This window comes from Peptoniphilaceae bacterium AMB_02 (genome assembly GCA_036321625.1).
GTDB lineage: Bacteria > Bacillota > Clostridia > Tissierellales > Peptoniphilaceae > Microaceticoccus > Microaceticoccus formicicus.
Window position 1 is genome coordinate 286,827 of the sequence record CP143259.1, and the last position, 16,617, is coordinate 303,443.

General features: G+C 31.9%; 16 protein-coding genes and 1 pseudogene. 13 read left to right on the forward strand and 4 right to left on the reverse strand.

Going from position 1 to position 16,617, the window contains the following annotated elements; genetic code table 11:
- The first annotated feature begins 12 nt into the window (after positions 1–12).
- From VZL98_01325 to VZL98_01340, 4 genes are all read left to right on the forward strand, one after another.
- Positions 13–741, forward strand: a complete 729-nt coding sequence (locus VZL98_01325) for a DUF364 domain-containing protein (GenBank protein WVH63626.1) — start codon at positions 13–15, stop codon at positions 739–741.
- Positions 742–743: 2 nt separating this feature from the next.
- A complete protein-coding gene (locus tag VZL98_01330; protein WVH63627.1) occupies positions 744–1,148 on the forward strand; it encodes a DUF5301 domain-containing protein in 405 nt (134 codons plus the stop codon).
- Positions 1,149–1,321: 173 nt separating this feature from the next.
- Positions 1,322–2,752, forward strand: a complete 1,431-nt coding sequence (locus VZL98_01335) for an aminoacyl-histidine dipeptidase (GenBank protein WVH63628.1) — start codon at positions 1,322–1,324, stop codon at positions 2,750–2,752.
- Between the two features lie 152 nt (positions 2,753–2,904).
- Positions 2,905–3,615 (forward strand): LytTR family DNA-binding domain-containing protein, encoded by a 711-nt coding sequence (locus VZL98_01340; GenBank protein ID WVH63629.1) that lies wholly within the window; start codon positions 2,905–2,907, stop codon positions 3,613–3,615.
- A gap of 334 nt (positions 3,616–3,949) precedes the next feature.
- Here VZL98_01340 and VZL98_01345 read toward each other — a convergent pair whose 3' ends face one another.
- The gene (locus VZL98_01345) at positions 3,950–5,167 is read right to left on the reverse strand and encodes an IS256 family transposase (protein WVH63630.1); all 1,218 of its coding nucleotides are present in this window, start codon (positions 5,165–5,167) and stop codon (positions 3,950–3,952) included.
- A 297-nt stretch (positions 5,168–5,464) separates the two neighbouring features.
- Between VZL98_01345 and VZL98_01350 the strand changes: the two genes are divergently transcribed.
- The 3 genes from VZL98_01350 (at position 5,465) to VZL98_01360 (ending at position 8,280) form a co-directional block, all read left to right on the forward strand.
- Complete coding sequence (locus VZL98_01350; GenBank protein ID WVH63631.1) at positions 5,465–6,466, forward strand: GHKL domain-containing protein; 1,002 nt, start codon at positions 5,465–5,467, stop codon at positions 6,464–6,466.
- 115 nt (positions 6,467–6,581) lie between these two features.
- Positions 6,582–6,755, forward strand: coding sequence for a hypothetical protein (locus VZL98_01355; GenBank protein ID WVH63632.1), 174 nt, complete (start codon positions 6,582–6,584; stop codon positions 6,753–6,755).
- A 1,177-nt stretch (positions 6,756–7,932) separates the two neighbouring features.
- Positions 7,933–8,280, forward strand: coding sequence for a hypothetical protein (locus tag VZL98_01360; GenBank protein ID WVH63633.1), 348 nt, complete (start codon positions 7,933–7,935; stop codon positions 8,278–8,280).
- A 245-nt stretch (positions 8,281–8,525) separates the two neighbouring features.
- Here VZL98_01360 and VZL98_01365 read toward each other — a convergent pair whose 3' ends face one another.
- Positions 8,526–9,158: a transposase gene (locus VZL98_01365; protein WVH64524.1), complete on the reverse strand. Its 633-nt coding sequence runs from the start codon at positions 9,156–9,158 to the stop codon at positions 8,526–8,528.
- A gap of 91 nt (positions 9,159–9,249) precedes the next feature.
- Here VZL98_01365 and VZL98_01370 point away from each other — a divergent pair, with 91 nt between their 5' ends.
- On the forward strand, positions 9,250–10,773 hold the full coding sequence (locus VZL98_01370) for an IS1182 family transposase (protein ID WVH63634.1): 1,524 nt from the start codon (positions 9,250–9,252) through the stop codon (positions 10,771–10,773).
- Between the two features lie 117 nt (positions 10,774–10,890).
- Here VZL98_01370 and VZL98_01375 read toward each other — a convergent pair.
- Positions 10,891–11,511: pseudogene (locus VZL98_01375) on the reverse strand (transposase).
- Between the two features lie 178 nt (positions 11,512–11,689).
- Here VZL98_01375 and VZL98_01380 point away from each other — a divergent pair.
- From VZL98_01380 to VZL98_01395, 4 genes are all read left to right on the forward strand, one after another.
- Complete coding sequence (locus VZL98_01380) at positions 11,690–12,667, forward strand: ABC transporter permease (protein WVH64525.1); 978 nt, start codon at positions 11,690–11,692, stop codon at positions 12,665–12,667.
- 3 nt (positions 12,668–12,670) lie between these two features.
- Positions 12,671–13,075 carry an ATP-binding cassette domain-containing protein gene (locus VZL98_01385; protein ID WVH63635.1) on the forward strand — a complete coding sequence of 135 codons (405 nt, stop codon included), beginning with the start codon at positions 12,671–12,673 and terminating at the stop codon, positions 13,073–13,075.
- 15 nt (positions 13,076–13,090) lie between these two features.
- The gene (locus VZL98_01390; protein ID WVH63636.1) at positions 13,091–13,534 is read left to right on the forward strand and encodes an AAA family ATPase; all 444 of its coding nucleotides are present in this window, start codon (positions 13,091–13,093) and stop codon (positions 13,532–13,534) included.
- A gap of 304 nt (positions 13,535–13,838) precedes the next feature.
- A complete protein-coding gene (locus VZL98_01395; GenBank protein WVH63637.1) occupies positions 13,839–14,795 on the forward strand; it encodes a helix-turn-helix transcriptional regulator in 957 nt (318 codons plus the stop codon).
- Positions 14,796–14,916: 121 nt separating this feature from the next.
- Here the strand turns inward: VZL98_01395 and VZL98_01400 are convergent, their stop codons facing one another.
- On the reverse strand, positions 14,917–15,906 hold the full coding sequence (locus VZL98_01400) for a lipoate--protein ligase (protein ID WVH63638.1): 990 nt from the start codon (positions 15,904–15,906) through the stop codon (positions 14,917–14,919).
- Positions 15,907–16,072: 166 nt separating this feature from the next.
- On the opposite strand from VZL98_01400, the gene VZL98_01405 reads away from it, so the two are divergent.
- Positions 16,073–16,612, forward strand: a complete 540-nt coding sequence (locus tag VZL98_01405) for a biotin transporter BioY (GenBank protein WVH63639.1) — start codon at positions 16,073–16,075, stop codon at positions 16,610–16,612.
- The last annotated feature ends 5 nt before the right edge of the window (positions 16,613–16,617 follow it).

Consider the following 16,617-nt stretch of genomic DNA (forward strand, 5'->3'; position numbering starts at 1 on the left):
TGGGGTGATGATTTGAAAGATTTGTATATTAAGCTTAAAGAATATTTTGAAGAATTGATAAAAGAAAAAGGAATCGAGAGAGATGAAATATCTCTTTACATAAAGACCTTAACGCCAAGTGAAGCCATAGGTGAACCTATTAGACGAGATTATCCTCTATTGGACGGAAAAGAGGCACTGCTTGAAGCTCAATACAAGGGGAGTAAAGGGCAAGCATTCTCATCTGCCAGGACAGAGTTTACAGGTAGATTATGTGATGTTTTAGAACTCAAAATCGGAGAGAATACCTATGATAATGCAATATTTATTGCCGTATTAAATGCAGTTATGAGACATTATAATCTCACTGAAAACACAATTCACTGTAAGGACGAAGAGCCGGAAAAGTGTTCTGCTGAAATAGCGCGCAATATAAAAGCCATGGGAGATAAGAAAGTACTCCTTATCGGCTATCAGCCTTCTATGATTGAAAAACTGATGGATGAAAAGATAGATCTTAGAGTCCTTGACTTAAATCCGGATAATATTGGACAGATTAGATATGGTGTGAAAATCGAACATGGAAATATCTATGAAGAAGCTATTGAATGGTGTGATTTGATACTCTGTACAGGATCTACGATAGTAAATGGAAGCATAGTAAACTTCTTGGGAGAAAAACCTGTCTACTTCTATGGAACTACAATCGCAGGACCTGCCATTATCTTGGGTTTGAATAGATTTTGTTATGAGGCAGGATAGAAATGAAAAAAATCTTAATAATAGCACTCGTAATCATTCTAGGTCTATTAAGCTATATTTATGTATTTAAGACTGAAGAAACCGAGATAAAATTACCATCCGCAGAAAATATTGTGGAAATAAAGATAAGCAGAAAAAATGTTGATAATAATATAAAATACGACAAACCTGAAGATATAGCTAAAATAATTGAAGATTTTCAAACCATGATTAAAACAAAGCAAGATAGCATTTCAGACGCTCCAAATGTGCCGGATTGGTTTCTAATCAAATTCGTCCATAAAACCGGTGGTGAATCAAATTTATATGTATATGAGAAAGAAGATGTATACTATATAGAACAGCCTTATGAAGGCATATGGATTCTTGAAAAAAATCCTCAAACTTGGCTTGAAGGACAAGATTAAACTGTAAGTACCCTTTTATTTTTTGAGGGTACTTTTTATTTGTTTATTATTCTAAATCTATTGATTTAAGTATAATCTTGTATCATAATATAAGTAGTGAATTTGATAAACATTATCTATTCACGTTTACCGATGATTCAAACTTTAAATAGAAGTAAACATGAGGAGGCAATATGTATAACGAATTAGAACCTAAAGAGGTATTTTATTGGTTTAAAAAACTTTCTGAGATTCCAAGATGTTCCGGAGATGAAAAGAGAGTATCAGACTTTTTAGTAGAGTTTGCAAAAGATAGAAATCTTGAGGTTAAACAAGACAGCGAATCAAATGTAATAATTAAAAAAGCCGGAACAGAAGGTTTTGAAAACTCCGTACCGATAATAATCCAAGGCCATATGGACATGGTCTGTGTGAAAACAGAAGAATCAAATCACGACTTTATTTGTGATCCGATAGAACTGATAGTTGAAGGGGACATAATAAGAGCCAATAATACTACACTTGGTGCTGATAACGGTATTGCAGTTGCATTTGGTTTGGCAATATTGGATTCAAATGAAATTCCTCATCCACCACTTGAACTACTCGTGACTACAAATGAAGAAACCGGAATGGACGGTGCTGCAATAGTTAAAGGTGAAGACTTTAAAGGTAAAATGTTACTTAATATAGATTCTGAAGAAGAAGGTGTATTTTTAGTAAGTTGTGCCGGAGGGGTAAATCAAACGGTAAGCTTCACATTGGAAAAAGAAGCAAACACTCAAAAAGCTGCCCAAATAGTAGTCAGCGGACTTAAGGGTGGTCACTCAGGGATGGAAATCATAAAGCAAAGAGGAAATGCAATCAAGATTTTGACTCGTGTACTGTACAAACTAAGAGAAGAAATTGGCATTAGAATTTGCACTATAACCGGTGGCAGCAAACACAATGTTATACCAAGCAATGCTCAGAGTATAATAAGTCTTAGAGATTACGATAAAGCTGTTCAAATAGTAAGCAAATTAACTTCTGATATTCAAGAAGAGTATAGAGTAGAAGAACCGGGACTCAAAATTGAAATATCAGAAACAAATGCAAATGAAAAACTCGTAAGAAATGTAAGTAACGACATCTTGGACTTTTTAATGATTGCTCCAAATGGAGTTCAATCAATGAGTAAAGATATTGAAAACTTAGTCCAAACCAGTCTTAATATTGGCGTATTGGAAGAAATAGACGATCAATTGAAAGTCATACTTGCACTTAGATCTTCCTCAGCATCATCCCTTGAAGAACTGTCAGGAGTAGTTAGAACAGCAGCTCACAGAACATGCGCAGAAATTATTCCTTCAAACGCTTATCCTGCATGGCAATACGAAGCTGAGTCAAAGATAAGAGATCTATCACTTGAAGTTTACTCTGAAGTCTTCAATAAAGAAGCTGAAGTCAGCGCAATCCACGCAGGTCTCGAATGCGGAATCTTAAAAGAAGCAATGCCGGATGTTGAAATGATAAGCTTTGGTCCGAATATCACAGGAGCACATACAGTTGCTGAAAGTCTAAGCATAAACTCGGTTCAGAATATTTGGAAATTCACATTGGCATTATTGGGAAAATTGAAATAGATTACTTTTAGTATTACAGTTTTACTAAAGTAAATAATAAAATGAAAGGACTCGGTTTAGATGATGAGTCCTTTTTTATGTAATGTTTGCAAATTTAATCTATAAATAATATCATGATAGTAAGCTGTAGATTTTAAAAAAGGAGGTAGATTATGATACTAATTGCTGTTGTGGATGACGATGTTGAAATACTAGAAAGTATTAAAGCATTCATTATGGAAAACTATCCGAATGATTTCAAAATTGAAACTTTTACATCGTTAGAGAGTCTTGATATGGCAAGAGATAGCCTTGAGTATCATGTTTATCTACTCGATATAGAAATCGGGACACAAAATGGTGTAGAATACGGAAAAATAATTCGAAATACCAACGACGATGCATTTATTATCTTTATTACATCATATGATAAATATGCACTTGAAGGTTATGATGCAAGACCTCTGTCGTATCTCCTAAAACCGGTTGACACAAATAAACTGAAATCACTTTTAGATGAAATATTAGAAAAACATCTCTTAGAACCTAGGATGATTGAAATAGTAGAAAATAAAAAAGTGAACCTTATTCCTGTAAAAGACATAATAAGCCTTGAAATAAAGGGGAGGATAACCCTTATAAAAACGAGAAAAGATTATTTTGAAGTTTATGAGTCAATGAAAAGTATACTAAATAGAATGGATGGTGAACTTATTAAAGTAAATCAATCCGTCTATATAAGTCCCGGATATGTAGAAACAATAATCGAAGATCATGCAGGGAGAGGAGTACAGCTTTTTAACGGCGAAAGATACTTCTTTAGTAGAGATGGATATACCAAGTTTTTAAAAGAAGCAGCAAGGTGGAGTGTGAAAAATAAATGAGAGAACTTATACTATACCTATTTAATAATCTAGGGCAGTGCGAAATAATCTCTGTAAATTATTTATTTCCTATAATTAGTTAATGTTTATGAGGGTGGATTTTACTGCCCTCATTATTTATTTATATATCAAGCTTGATATATTGTCAATTTTTTCTTTGCAGAGCCTGAGGTAAATAATAAGAGGAGCCACCGAAGGGGACCATTGATAAGGGTTCTAAAAAATGGTACACTAAGCCGACGAAGGCAAAATACATACTTATCAGTCTTTGCTTCGCCTTTGGTATTTACCTTGCACCATTTTTTAGGTTCTTTGTCAATGGTGGCGGAGTGTGTTAGTTCTCTAAATCATGCATTATTCTCAATTCTCCTACTATTGATCCCCAACTTCTTAATGGAATATTCCATTTCTTTGCAATTATATTTGTAGCTAAGTATAGTGCTTTCATCAGTGACGTAGCACTTGGGAATACTGATCTATTACGGTTTAACCGTCTGTATGAGCTATTTAAACTCTCTATAGCATTCGTAGTATATATTATTTTTCTAACTTCCTTAGAATACTTAAAGATTGGCGTTATTGAATTCCACTCCCTTTCCCATCTATCCATTGATCCTGGATATTTTTTATCCCATGCTTCAGCTACTTTCAAACGATTCTTATTTGCTACTTCTTCGTCAGGTGCGTGATATATTGTTTTTAAATCATTTGCAAATTGTTTTCTATCTTTGTACGATACGTATTTTAATGTGTTTCTTACCATGTGAACTATACAGGTTTGCCACTCAGCTTTTGGATATGCCGCTGATATGGACTCTTCTATACCTATTAGTCCATCTGAACAGATAATGTAGATATCTTTTACTCCTCTGTTTTTTAGGCTATTTAGGACTCCTAACCAGTATTTACTACTTTCGTTTTGTCCTACATATATTCCTAATACTTCTTTAAGCCCATCTTCGTTTATTCCGAGTATTATATATGCTGCTTTCTTTGATATTAAACCCTCTTCTTTAACAGAAAAGTGAATAGCATCAATGAACACTACAGGATAAGTCTCTGACAGTGGTCTTTTTTGCCAGTCTTCTATTTCCGGCAGAATTTTGTCGGTTATGTCTGAAACCAGTCCATCACTAACTTCAAATCCATAGATATCATAGATTTGTTCAGATATTTGTCTAGTACTCAAACCTCTTGCATACATTCCTATTACCTTATTTTCTATCTCAGATATGTCTTTTTGTCTCTTTTTTACAATTTGAGGTTCAAAGCTTGAGTCTCTATCTTGAGGTACTGATATTTCAGATTCACCCATACTTGATCGTATTCTTTTAGTTTTGTATCCATTTCTAGAGTTTTCATTGTCACTTCTTTGGTTTGTTTCATATCCTAAATGGTGCTCCATTTCGGCTTCTAACATGCTTTCTATAGTATCTCCTAGTAAATCCTTAATAGCATCATGTATGTCCTTTGCTGACTCAATTTCATACTCATTGATTAGATAAGATATGATTTCTTTTTTTCCTTCACTTAATTTTTTTCTTCTTGCCATTTTAAAAAGCCTCCTATGTTATTTTTATTTTAACTAATCATAGGAAGCTATTCAATATTTACAGACTTTTTTTCGCAGTCTCTAATCTTAGTTGGGATCTTGGCTTTTTTATGTTTTTTTGAAATGGTTTTCGAAAGAAAGAGTAATTTGAAAAAACTGTTTATTTCTACTTTTTTTATTGTTTTTATATCATCAGCAGTAAATAATTTTTTTCCTGTTCCACAGTTAAACCTTATTGTGACACTGTTTAAAGTTTTTTCGATTACGATTACAAACTATAAAACACCGGTGAAGAGAATGATAATATTAACGCTATTTGTAATAGCACTATCGATTATTTTTGAAACGATAGTTTATTTTGGAATGGATTCTTTATTCGGATCCCCATACGAGTATTACTTCTTGCCGGGATTTTTTAGCAATGTTTTATTTCTGTTAGCTATTATTACACTAAAAAGAATTAAGTTTATTGGTAATTTCACTAAAACTTTAAAAGTATCAACAACTACGCTCTTATTTATTTTTATAACACTGATATATGCAATTTCGAGTGTCCACTTTTTATTATCAAAAGGTTTAAACCTATCAATATTATTCAATATATTAATCGTGATACTCAGTTATATAGTAATATTCAATTATATACATGTAAAAACGATTAAGGATAATTATCAGCACGAAAATGACTTATTGGAACTTAGCATTAAGAATAAAAAAGAGTATTACGAACTGATTGAATCACAAAATACTGAGGTAAGAAAGATAAAGCATGACTTAAAAAACAGACTTATATCTGTTCTGCAAAGTGATGAAACAAAGAGAGAAGAATTGATCGGTGAAATCATAGGAGAACTCGATATTACAAGTTTAATACCACATACAAAAAATATATCTATGAATTTATTACTGAATCAAAAATTAAAAAGAATCGAAGTCTATCCAAAACAGCTGGAAGTATTTTGCGATATTCCTGAAGAAGTACCAATGAAAGATGATGATTTAACAGTGATTTTAGGGAATCTACTAGACAATACAGTAGAATCTCTAATAAAGCAAGATGTTGAAGAGAGGTACCTGCAAATAGATATCAGAAAAGAAAGATACTTTCTAAAGATAAGAATAGAGAATTCATACGAAGGACTTAATGACTTAAAGACAAGTAAAGACGACAAAACCAATCATGGATTTGGAATTAAGAGTGTTCTAAGTATAGTCGAGTCATACAGTGGTTATTTGGATATACAGCAAGAAGATAGATTTAGTATTACAATTTCATTGCCGATATTTTTAGCAGCATAAGCTACTTTTTTATTCCAAATAAACATGAATAAATGCAGAATTTGCAGTAATGATAGAAAAAACAACAATTCTATGGTAAATAATATGTAGTAATGAAATTTAGGGGAGGCTATATATGGTAAATGTATTCAGTAATCTATTTATCAAATTGGGTCTACTTTTAGCGAAAACCTTTTCAAGTAGCAGTGGTTATTGGTATTTTAAAGATTCGCTCGATGACGAGTCAAAGAGTATACTTAGTGAATATTTAAGTTCGAAAGAAAGCCTAAGAGAAAATGAACAATCTTGATAAACTGGATAAAAAATTAGTTAAAATAAGTATATATGGATGGAAGAATTTGTTTTTTCAGATGCTGATAACAACCATAGTATTATTCTTAAGCTATCGAATTGGTGGAATTAATATTGCTATTGTGTATATTCCATGCCTTATAATATCAAGAATGCATGTAGAACCACCGCATGCTAATACAAGATTTAAGTGTTTTATTATGTCTATTATTGTTCATTATATCTTAATATATTCTGGTACAATATTAGTAAAATACATAAGAGCAAGTTGGATTATCGGAATTTTATTAGTGGTAATTATAATGGCATTAGAGAAAATATACATATTAGCAAAATAACTATATTTTAAATGAAAATTTGACCTATTAAGAATAAATCATAGAATAGATTAATCACGTGTTATAAAGAATACTGCTTTTTAGTTATGGATGAGTTTAAATCTATTTATTTAATAGAAAAGTCGCAAAAATTGAACCGGTTATGCATTTTTTAGAGGGAGATGACTTTGGTACATATACAGAGAGTTTAGATTGTAGATTACTGAGTGGAGCTTAGATCCTAAGCTAGATAAATGGCATTTAAATGATAGAATGGGTTATGAACTTTTGTCTAGCTTATATTGACATTTGAAATTATGTGGTTTAAGAGATAACACCAATCTCAAGTGATAGTATTAGTATGTATTCGGTAGTATTGATAAAGAAAATCTAAAGGAGGTACGAGAAAATGTTTAACACACCAAACCTAGGTTTTAATATTGGTTTTATATTTCTGAAAATACTATTATTTTTAGGGATTACAAGACAGATAAAAACAGGTCATAAAAAATGGGTAATTTTTCAAATTATACTATATTTCTTATTTGATTTTATATGTATATCATTTTTCTATTCATTAAATTTTTATAGATAAAGGGTAAAATTATATTGGATAAGTCAGGGGTTATATATCTAAGAATAGAATAAATACGATTGGGTAGATATAGTATATAGTTTTAGGAGGTCAATTATGGATTAAGTCTATATAATGGTTTAAATTACTTTTATAAAAAAATGAACAACTCAATAGGTATAATAGGTTTTTCATTAATACAAATTACTATTATATCATAAGGGGTCTGGACTCTTATTCTTTTTTAAGTTTACGGACCGCTGCCATAAATAAGGAGTAAAAAGATGAATAATAAAGAGAAACAAAAATTTGAGACTATTTTGATTTTATCTATTTTTATAGCTCTGCTTATTTCAATAGTAATATCTATATACTATAGTCTTTATGTAAGAGATCTTAGTGTATATTTTTATTCAAGAGTTGTAAAATATAACTTTGTAGTATTAATTCCAATACTGCTATTTTATAGGTTTTTCAAAGACAGAAGGAGCATTACTAAATTATTATTTGTTGTAATCAGTTTATTAATAATAACGGCAAATATGACTATTGCTTACCAATGTAAAAATATAATTAATAGTAAATACGATTATGAAATCAATGATGCTAGTCAAGTCCAAATTAGTGTGTAAATTGTTTTATCTTACCTTTTGATTAGCAGTTTCTTTTTTTGATTTGTTGTAGATTTGGAGCCTGAGGTATTACATCAGCCACCCGAAGGGCTTGGCCTTGTGGCAAGTACTTAAAAAATGGTACACTAAAAAAACGAAGGAAAATTACACCATTTTGTTGTTAGTTTATCGCCTTCGGTGGTTAACACTTACCGTTTTTTAAGTTCTTGGTGCAAGGCTGGCGGTGCATTAGCTTAAACTCAGACTTATGCAACTACCTTTGTAGGTTCAACTTGTTGAAGCTCGGCTTGATCTTGCTTGGATTCATGGTATTCATGCATATCCAACCATATTATCCCGCTACTCCATTTCTCATCTAAATCAATTAATATTGCTCCAATTAAACGGTTCATGGATTCATCGTTTGGGAATATTCGTATTACTCGTTCTCTACGACGAATCTCTTGATTTAGACGTTCAATGATATTTGATGTCCTTAATCTTTTTCGATACTTTATTGGAATATTTAATACTTGGGTTATGTCGTCAAAACCAGCATCTAGTAATTCCATAGCCTTTGGTGCAGTATTTGAGTATTCATCAAGGATATCATTTAATACTGTTCTGGCAACTTCTGTAGTTGGCGCATCATAAAGCTCTCTTAATCGATTTTTTATCTCAGGCTGTAGTCTAGTAGGACATACATCAAGTATGTTTCTACTAAAATGTGTTTGACACCTCTGCCATGAGCTGCCTTGAAACTCTTTAAGGATTGCAGATTTTAAGCCTTTATGTGAATCACTAACAACTATATCAACATTTGATAATCCTCTATCCTTTAATGATGAAAAGAAGTTTCTCCATCCTAGTGAGTCTGCTGAAAAACCCCTAGCGAAAATTCTTGATTAAAACCCATTAAAACGTTGAAAACACTTGATTAGAGCCCTATTTCATGAGATAATATATATAATATATTAAAGGGAGATTATCATGTTAAAAGACCAAGAAAATAAGCAACTAACTATAGATACTATTGAATTAGACAATCTTATAGAAGCACTAGGATGTCCAACATCTAAAATTGACTATATAAATGACTTTGATTTCTCAGAAATAGTTGAAGAAATAACTAATAGATACTGCTTAGACAATGGTCGACCTGCTTATCCTGTAGAAGTGATGTTAAAAACTATCATACTTCAGTACTTTGAAAACTTTACAGATAGAGAAGTAGTGTGGCACCTTCAATCTAATCTAGTATACAAAAGATTTGTAGGACTTGGGCTTTATGATAATGTACCTACCTATTCTACGATAGCAAAATTTAGGATTGAAAGACTAAATGAAGACATCTTAAATAATCTCTTAACATGTTTAAACATTCAATTAATCAAAAAGAAGGAGATTAAAGGTAAAATAATAAGTATAGATGCTACACACAGTGCATCAAAAGCCAAGAAATTAACACCTGGAGAATATCTTAATCAGCTTTTAAAACAGCTAAATGAAATACTTAAATTTAATACAGCAGAAGAAATAAGTATTGATATACCCAAAATACCAAGAGGTACATCAATAAAAGAAGAAGTAAAAACAGTTATCAGTAAAGTAAAAGAAACATTAGAAATGCTTGAATCCCTAGAAAATGAAGATGAAGAAAAGATAATCCCCGGTTTAAAAATAAGCGAAGAAATGGAAGACTATCAATCACTAAAAAAAGAACTACAAGAAAAAATAGAAGATGAAAGATTTTTAAAAGGATTAGAAGAACACTCATTATCAGATCCAGATGCAAGAGTAGGTCATAAAAGTAAGAACAAAGTATTTTATGGATACAAAGATGAACTAATAGCAGACATAGAGAGTAGATATATCCTAGCCACAAACACTTATCCAGGAAACTACTGTGATGGGGTGGAATTTAAAGAACTACTTGATAAAGTATTGAAACTGGGAATAAAACCAGAAAAACTATTAGGAGATAAAGCATACTTCAAAGGCGAAATACTTAAAACAGCAGATGAAAAAGAAATACAACCCTATATCCCAATAAACCTAGGGAGTTACAAAGAGAAAGAGGGTTTTGAATATTGCAAAGATGCTGACCAATTTACCTGTAAACATGGAAACGAAACAGTTTCAGTATGCAAAATAAAAGAAAAAGACTCTGAGATAACAAGACGAGTAGTATATACCTTTAATTCTAAAATGTGTAAAATATGTCCTGATCGAAAAGAATGCGTTACCGAGAAAAAATATGTTGCAAAAAGAATAGAATGCACAATAAATTACGGAGTATATAATAAGTGTGCAGCGGTAATGCAAAAAGAAGGTGCAAAAGAAATAGCTAAACAGAGATCGGTTCATGAAAGCATAAACCATGAATTAAAGAACGTATTTGAAGGCAAAACTCAGCAGAGTTATGGCTTGATTAGTGCGCGTAAAAATGGATTACTAAGAGCCTTGATGGTCAACTTTAACCGATATGCATTAAATAAGATGAAACAGGAGTGATAAAATCGCTCCTGTTTTTTTAAAATTCAAAGAAATTGAGATATTTATAAAATACACGAATATTTTACAGAAAAATGATGTGGAAAAAGGTTGCTTTTTCAGCAGACTCCCTAGTTCAGTCTCACTATCACCACACATAAAACCAAGAATTTCACGGATACCGTCAGAGCGAACTCCTATTGCAATCATTAGAGCTTTGCTTCTAACTTTTCCTGCATCTCTTGATTTTAAATACATAGCATCAACTACGATAAAAGGATATTGTGACTCTAATGGTCTGTTTCGAAACTCATCAACTAAAGGATCCAAGTTTGAACAGAGGTTTGATATTGTTGATTTTGAAAATGATGTTCCACATAATTCTTCGGTGATTTTTGTTGCTTTTCTTGTGGAGACACCCTGGATTACCATCTCCATCATAGCCAGTACAAAAGCTTGTTCATTTCGTTGATATCGATTGAATAAATCAGGAGAAAACTCACCACCCCTAACTCTTGGTACTAGCAATTCTAACGTTCCTACACGAGTTTTAATTTGTCTAACTCTAGAACCGTTCCTGTAACATGTACGTTCTTCAGTACGTTCATAAGGCTTAGCTCCGATTGCCTCAGTAACTTGAGCCTCTAAAACTTGGTTTAAAATTGATTCTAAGAGTTTTGCAATAGCATTTTCTTTAGCTGAAGCTGAAAATAAACCTTTAATTATTTCTGAATCTAGTGTAAAATATAGCCAGACCATCTCTTTTACCTCCTGGTTAGTTTTGTGGTGAAACTATTATACCAAAAGGTTGGGGATGGTTCATATTTTTTTGTAAAACTAATTTACACCATTATATAGACTTTATCAACGAAGATATGCGAGAATAATAATAGATGCTATAAAAAGTGGAGATAATACTGATATTGCTAATGTAAATCTGGCTTTATTAAAAGACAATTTAAAAAATATGGTGGGTTTCCATGGTTTTAATGTGGATACATTTAATGATAGTTCATCTAAACTTAATATAGAATTAATGAAAAAAGTTATAGAGCAAGGAAATAAATCTGAAATATTAGGATCAATTACACCTGAAAGTACATATTTTGATGAGTTTAAAGACCTTCGTTATAAAATAAGGTATGACAATATTAGTAAAAGAGGACATCCTTCAACACATATGGTTGGACAATACTTCTATAAAAGAGGAGGAGGTCTACTTTTATTATTTCTCATAAGTATGATTTTAACACAGGGTTTTTCAGGAGAAAAAGAAAAATCAGCGCTCAAAATGATCTACCTACAACCAGGAAAAAGATTGAGTATTTATCTTTCGAAATTCATAGTCATTGCGATTGTAATAGTATATGTTTCGATAAATTGGATTTCATGGATACCAATTGGAGCTGTGATGGGAGATTTAACTGACAGTAATTATCCTACCGCTTATTATTATCTGGATGAAAAAGGTTCAGGATATATTAAGTCGGAGTTAGTAAATCGTTGGGGAAAGAAAATTAATTATGACAAAAATAGTAAAAATGAGGTAAATGTTAAGTTTAAACCTGTTATAAATTCAAATCTATCGATATATATCGGCATAATTATTATAGGGACTTTTATTACGAGTTTTAGCATCTTAAACTCAATATTCGTTAAAGGTAGATGGACTAATGCAGGTTTAAACCTATCAATTTTAATAATTGGTTTTTTAATCTCTAATGTGCTAAAAACACCAATAGCAGGATTGCTACCTTTTACCTGGTTAAATCCTATTGAGCTGTCAAATGGTTATATCAATCTACATTACTATACAAACTATCATCCAAAGATGGGACTGCTTATATTATTAGCATGGAGTATGATAATATTTATTATAGGCTATAATCTTTTTAAGAGAGTAAAAGAGAGGTAAATCATGAAGATTTTAGAAGTAATAGGAGTTAGTAAAAGTTATGGGAATCACAAGGTTTTAAAAGATATTAACATAGAATTATCTACCCCGGGTATATTTGGGCTTGTTGGACCAAATGGATCCGGGAAATCTACACTAATGAATATAATAGCTAATCTAATAAAACTAGATGGTGGATTAGTGGAAATTTTTGGAATATTAAATACTAATTCTGAGATTTACGGTAAGTTTTCCTATATGATAGACAATACTGTACTTTATCCATATTTAACAGGCATGGATCATTTAAAATTTATTAGTGACATGAATGGACTTAAAAAGACATCAATAAGAGAATACTCAGAATTATTAAATATATCAAGCTTTCTAAACAAAAAAGTATCGGAATACTCTTTGGGTATGAAATAGCAGCTATTATTTACTATGACTATCATGACTAATAGAGATTTTATAATGCTGGATGAACCCTTTAATGGACTAGACCCTACTACGATTATAAAGGTAAGGTCGATACTTAATAATTTAGCAAAAAGTGGAAAGACCATACTACTATCTTCACATAATTTATCAGAGATTGATCAAATGACGAGCGATATATTGTTTTTGAAAGAGGGGGTAATCTTAAGGGAGGACATATCTAAAGTACAAAAAACAAGATATAGTATCCTGGTAGAAAACGAAATTTCCCCAAATGCACTTAATCCTGAAATATGTGATATAGAGGGATATAAAGTACATTTTAATTCAGAGTCTGTAGAGATAAACGAAGCTATAGATGAGATAAGAAAACATACTAAGATTCTGGACATACAAAGAATGACAGTAGGATCAGAAGAGAGATACAAAGAACTCTTTGGAATTGTCTAATGTAAAACTGGCATATACACAAAAATGAAATAAAATATTTAATAATCAATTGTGTTGAAATGGAAATCTCTAGCAGGTTACTAAAGTAAATGTAAATATCGAAGGATTTAAATCATAATTATAAAAACGGGGAAAAGTGGTAATAGAATCTGAGGTTCTATTTTTACTGCTATCAATAGTTTCAGTATTTCCTATGATCTATGATCAACCTGGGAAGTTCTTGTCTATTTAATGAGCTTGCAACAAAACTTTGCTTGCAGGGTGAACGATTTTAAACTATTATTAAACATAGGAGGTGTGCGTGATGCTTGGAGATAATATAAAGAAATATAGACTAGAGGCAAGAATATCTCAAGCTGACCTTGCAGACAGGCTTTATGTAACCAGGCAGGCTGTTTCAAACTGGGAGCGAGGGATAAGTGAACCGGATGTCGATATGCTGCTCAGGCTCAGCAAGGAGCTTTATATTTCTATCGAGGACTTGATAGGGGACGAAGAAATACAAAAAGAGGATTTTAGTCGAAAGACCACTCGAATGCTCTTAGCGTTTCAGGTGCTTTTGACTTTATTAACCATAATTTTGCGATTTTCAACCGGCTATATACAAAATATAGGAATTTTAATTATGCTTTCCTTTTATCCATTTATGTCAGTGACCTTGTACTTGATATTTGGATATATGTATAAATCGGGTGATTTTAGTTTATTGTCTGGATACGATTCACGCATGCACTATGATTTTAATCAACTTAAACGAGCTTTATCTGCACAGGAGACTTGGATTAATTTTATTAATGCACTGCATATGAGTTTGCTTTTATTAATTATAATAAGTGGGACGGATGAGAATAGAGCTTACATAGTATTGATGTTAACCTATTTAATATCTACGATTGCCGGAATACTAAAAATTGAAGATGCTTACAGGAATAAGGTTTATACCAAAGAAATAGATTGTTTAAAAGCAAAACATAAGATGAAGCTCAGCTATTTATCATTAGCAGCGGTTTTTCTTCCAATACTGATACTGATTGCTGTAGAGTTGATTGAGCTTGAGACTGTTGGAGCCGATAATATAGGCATACTGGGTCTCATATTACTAACTAGTTTACCGCTGCCTATGATATTTATTGAAAATGATAGAATTCATAGTTTGGTAGAGGCTAGAGAAGAATACAGATTGGGGAAATTCTCCGCTGTAATCCTGTTGGCTTGTTTAGTAGGAAATGTGATTTTTGCATGGCACTTATTTGGTTTTTAGTGAAACCAAGTAAGTGTAAAGGAGTAAATTGAGCACATTGATTATTTAAAATAGGACTTATTTCTGATGCTATCCATTAAATATAAAAGCAGCTAAATGCATATCATTTAGCTGCTTAATTTTATTCCATAATTATCGACATAAACTGATCCAAGGACAAATTATTAAAGTAATGTCTGATATCGACATCTTTTAATGCAGTTCTAAGTTCAGTTTCTTCAAGGTTTTTGCCTTTCATTATTTCTGCAAGTACAGAGGAATCTCCGTTGCCGAAGTAGTCACCATAGAATGAGATATCTTCAATCTTACCGGATTTTACATCCATGTATACTTCGAGCTTTCCAAAACCTTCAATCCTTCTCTCTTTCATTACGCTGTATTTAGGAGAAGCTCCGTAATTCCACTCCCACTTACTATAGACTTCTTCATAAAGTTTATCTACATTTTTTATATCTTCATCCGTCAATTCGTAGACTTCCATCTCATTTTCACTGAACATAAAGTCCCTAAGTGCCACTATGAAATCTTGAACGGTTAAATCATCGTTTATATGAGGTTTGATATTTGTAACTCTACTCCTGATTGATTTAATGCCTTTAGACTCAATCTTGTCCTTTGAAACCTTAAGTGCGTTTGTAAGAATGTCAAGATTTGAATCAAACATCAAGGTTCCATGGTGCATAACTCTACCTTTTTTCTTGTACATGGCGTTTCCTGAAAACTTCTTACCGTCGAGAGTCATATCGTTTCTGCCAGTAATCTCAGCATTTGCCCCAAGGCTTGCCAGAGCTTTAACTACGGGATTACAAAATCTTGCAAAGTCAAAGGTGTCGTCAGGATTATCATCTATAAAGGTGTAGTTTAGATTACCTAAATCGTGATAGACTGCTCCACCGCCTGAAAGTCTTCTAACTACCTTTATGTCATTTTCTTTTACATATTCAGCATTGATTTCTGCTGCAGTGTTTTGGTGTTTACCGACAACTATGGTATTATCGTTTTGCCAAAGCATAAAGTATCCATAATCTGTATCCAGATTATCAAAAACATATTGCTCAAGAGCCAAGTTCCAGTAACAATTGGTACTTGGACTTAAAATATATCGCATCATATAAAAACCTCCTAATATTCATCTATAAATTTAATTTTATACTAAGGAATAAAATTGTCAATAAGCTAAACAAAATGTATGGGATAAAAAAATACTTAAAATTTTTTAATTTGTTTATTTTAATCATAAGTGGTATAATAATTTATCAAATTCTTTTGGAGGTATTATGAAGATAGATAATATTACAAAAATTAGTGTATTCGTTGCAATGGTAATAGTGGGCACTATGATTTCCTTGCCTCTAGGTCCTGTTGCAGTGACGCTTCAAACGCTGATTCTAATGATTAGTTTATTGGTTTTAAAGCCAAAAGAGGCTGTGATGGTACCGATAATCTACACTATACTTGGACTTGTGGGACTACCTATATTTTCAGGCAATAATGGAGGACCTTCAGCTGTATTTATGCCGAGTTTCGGTTTTATACTTGGTTTTACCATCTCTACATTTATAACTAATACGCTGACCGCTAATATGGAAGAAGGTAATAAAAAACTGATTTATAAATTGCTATTATTCAATCTATTTTTATATGTAATTGGTTTACCTTATATGTATTTCATATTAAACAATTATCTGGGGAAAGGTGTAGATTTATATTTTGTACTTAAGTTCGGTTTTCTACTATTCTTGCCGGGCGACACCTTAAAAACCGTACTAGCTTTTATAGTTTCAAAAAGGCTAAAAAAACTAGATACATTCAGCTAATTATG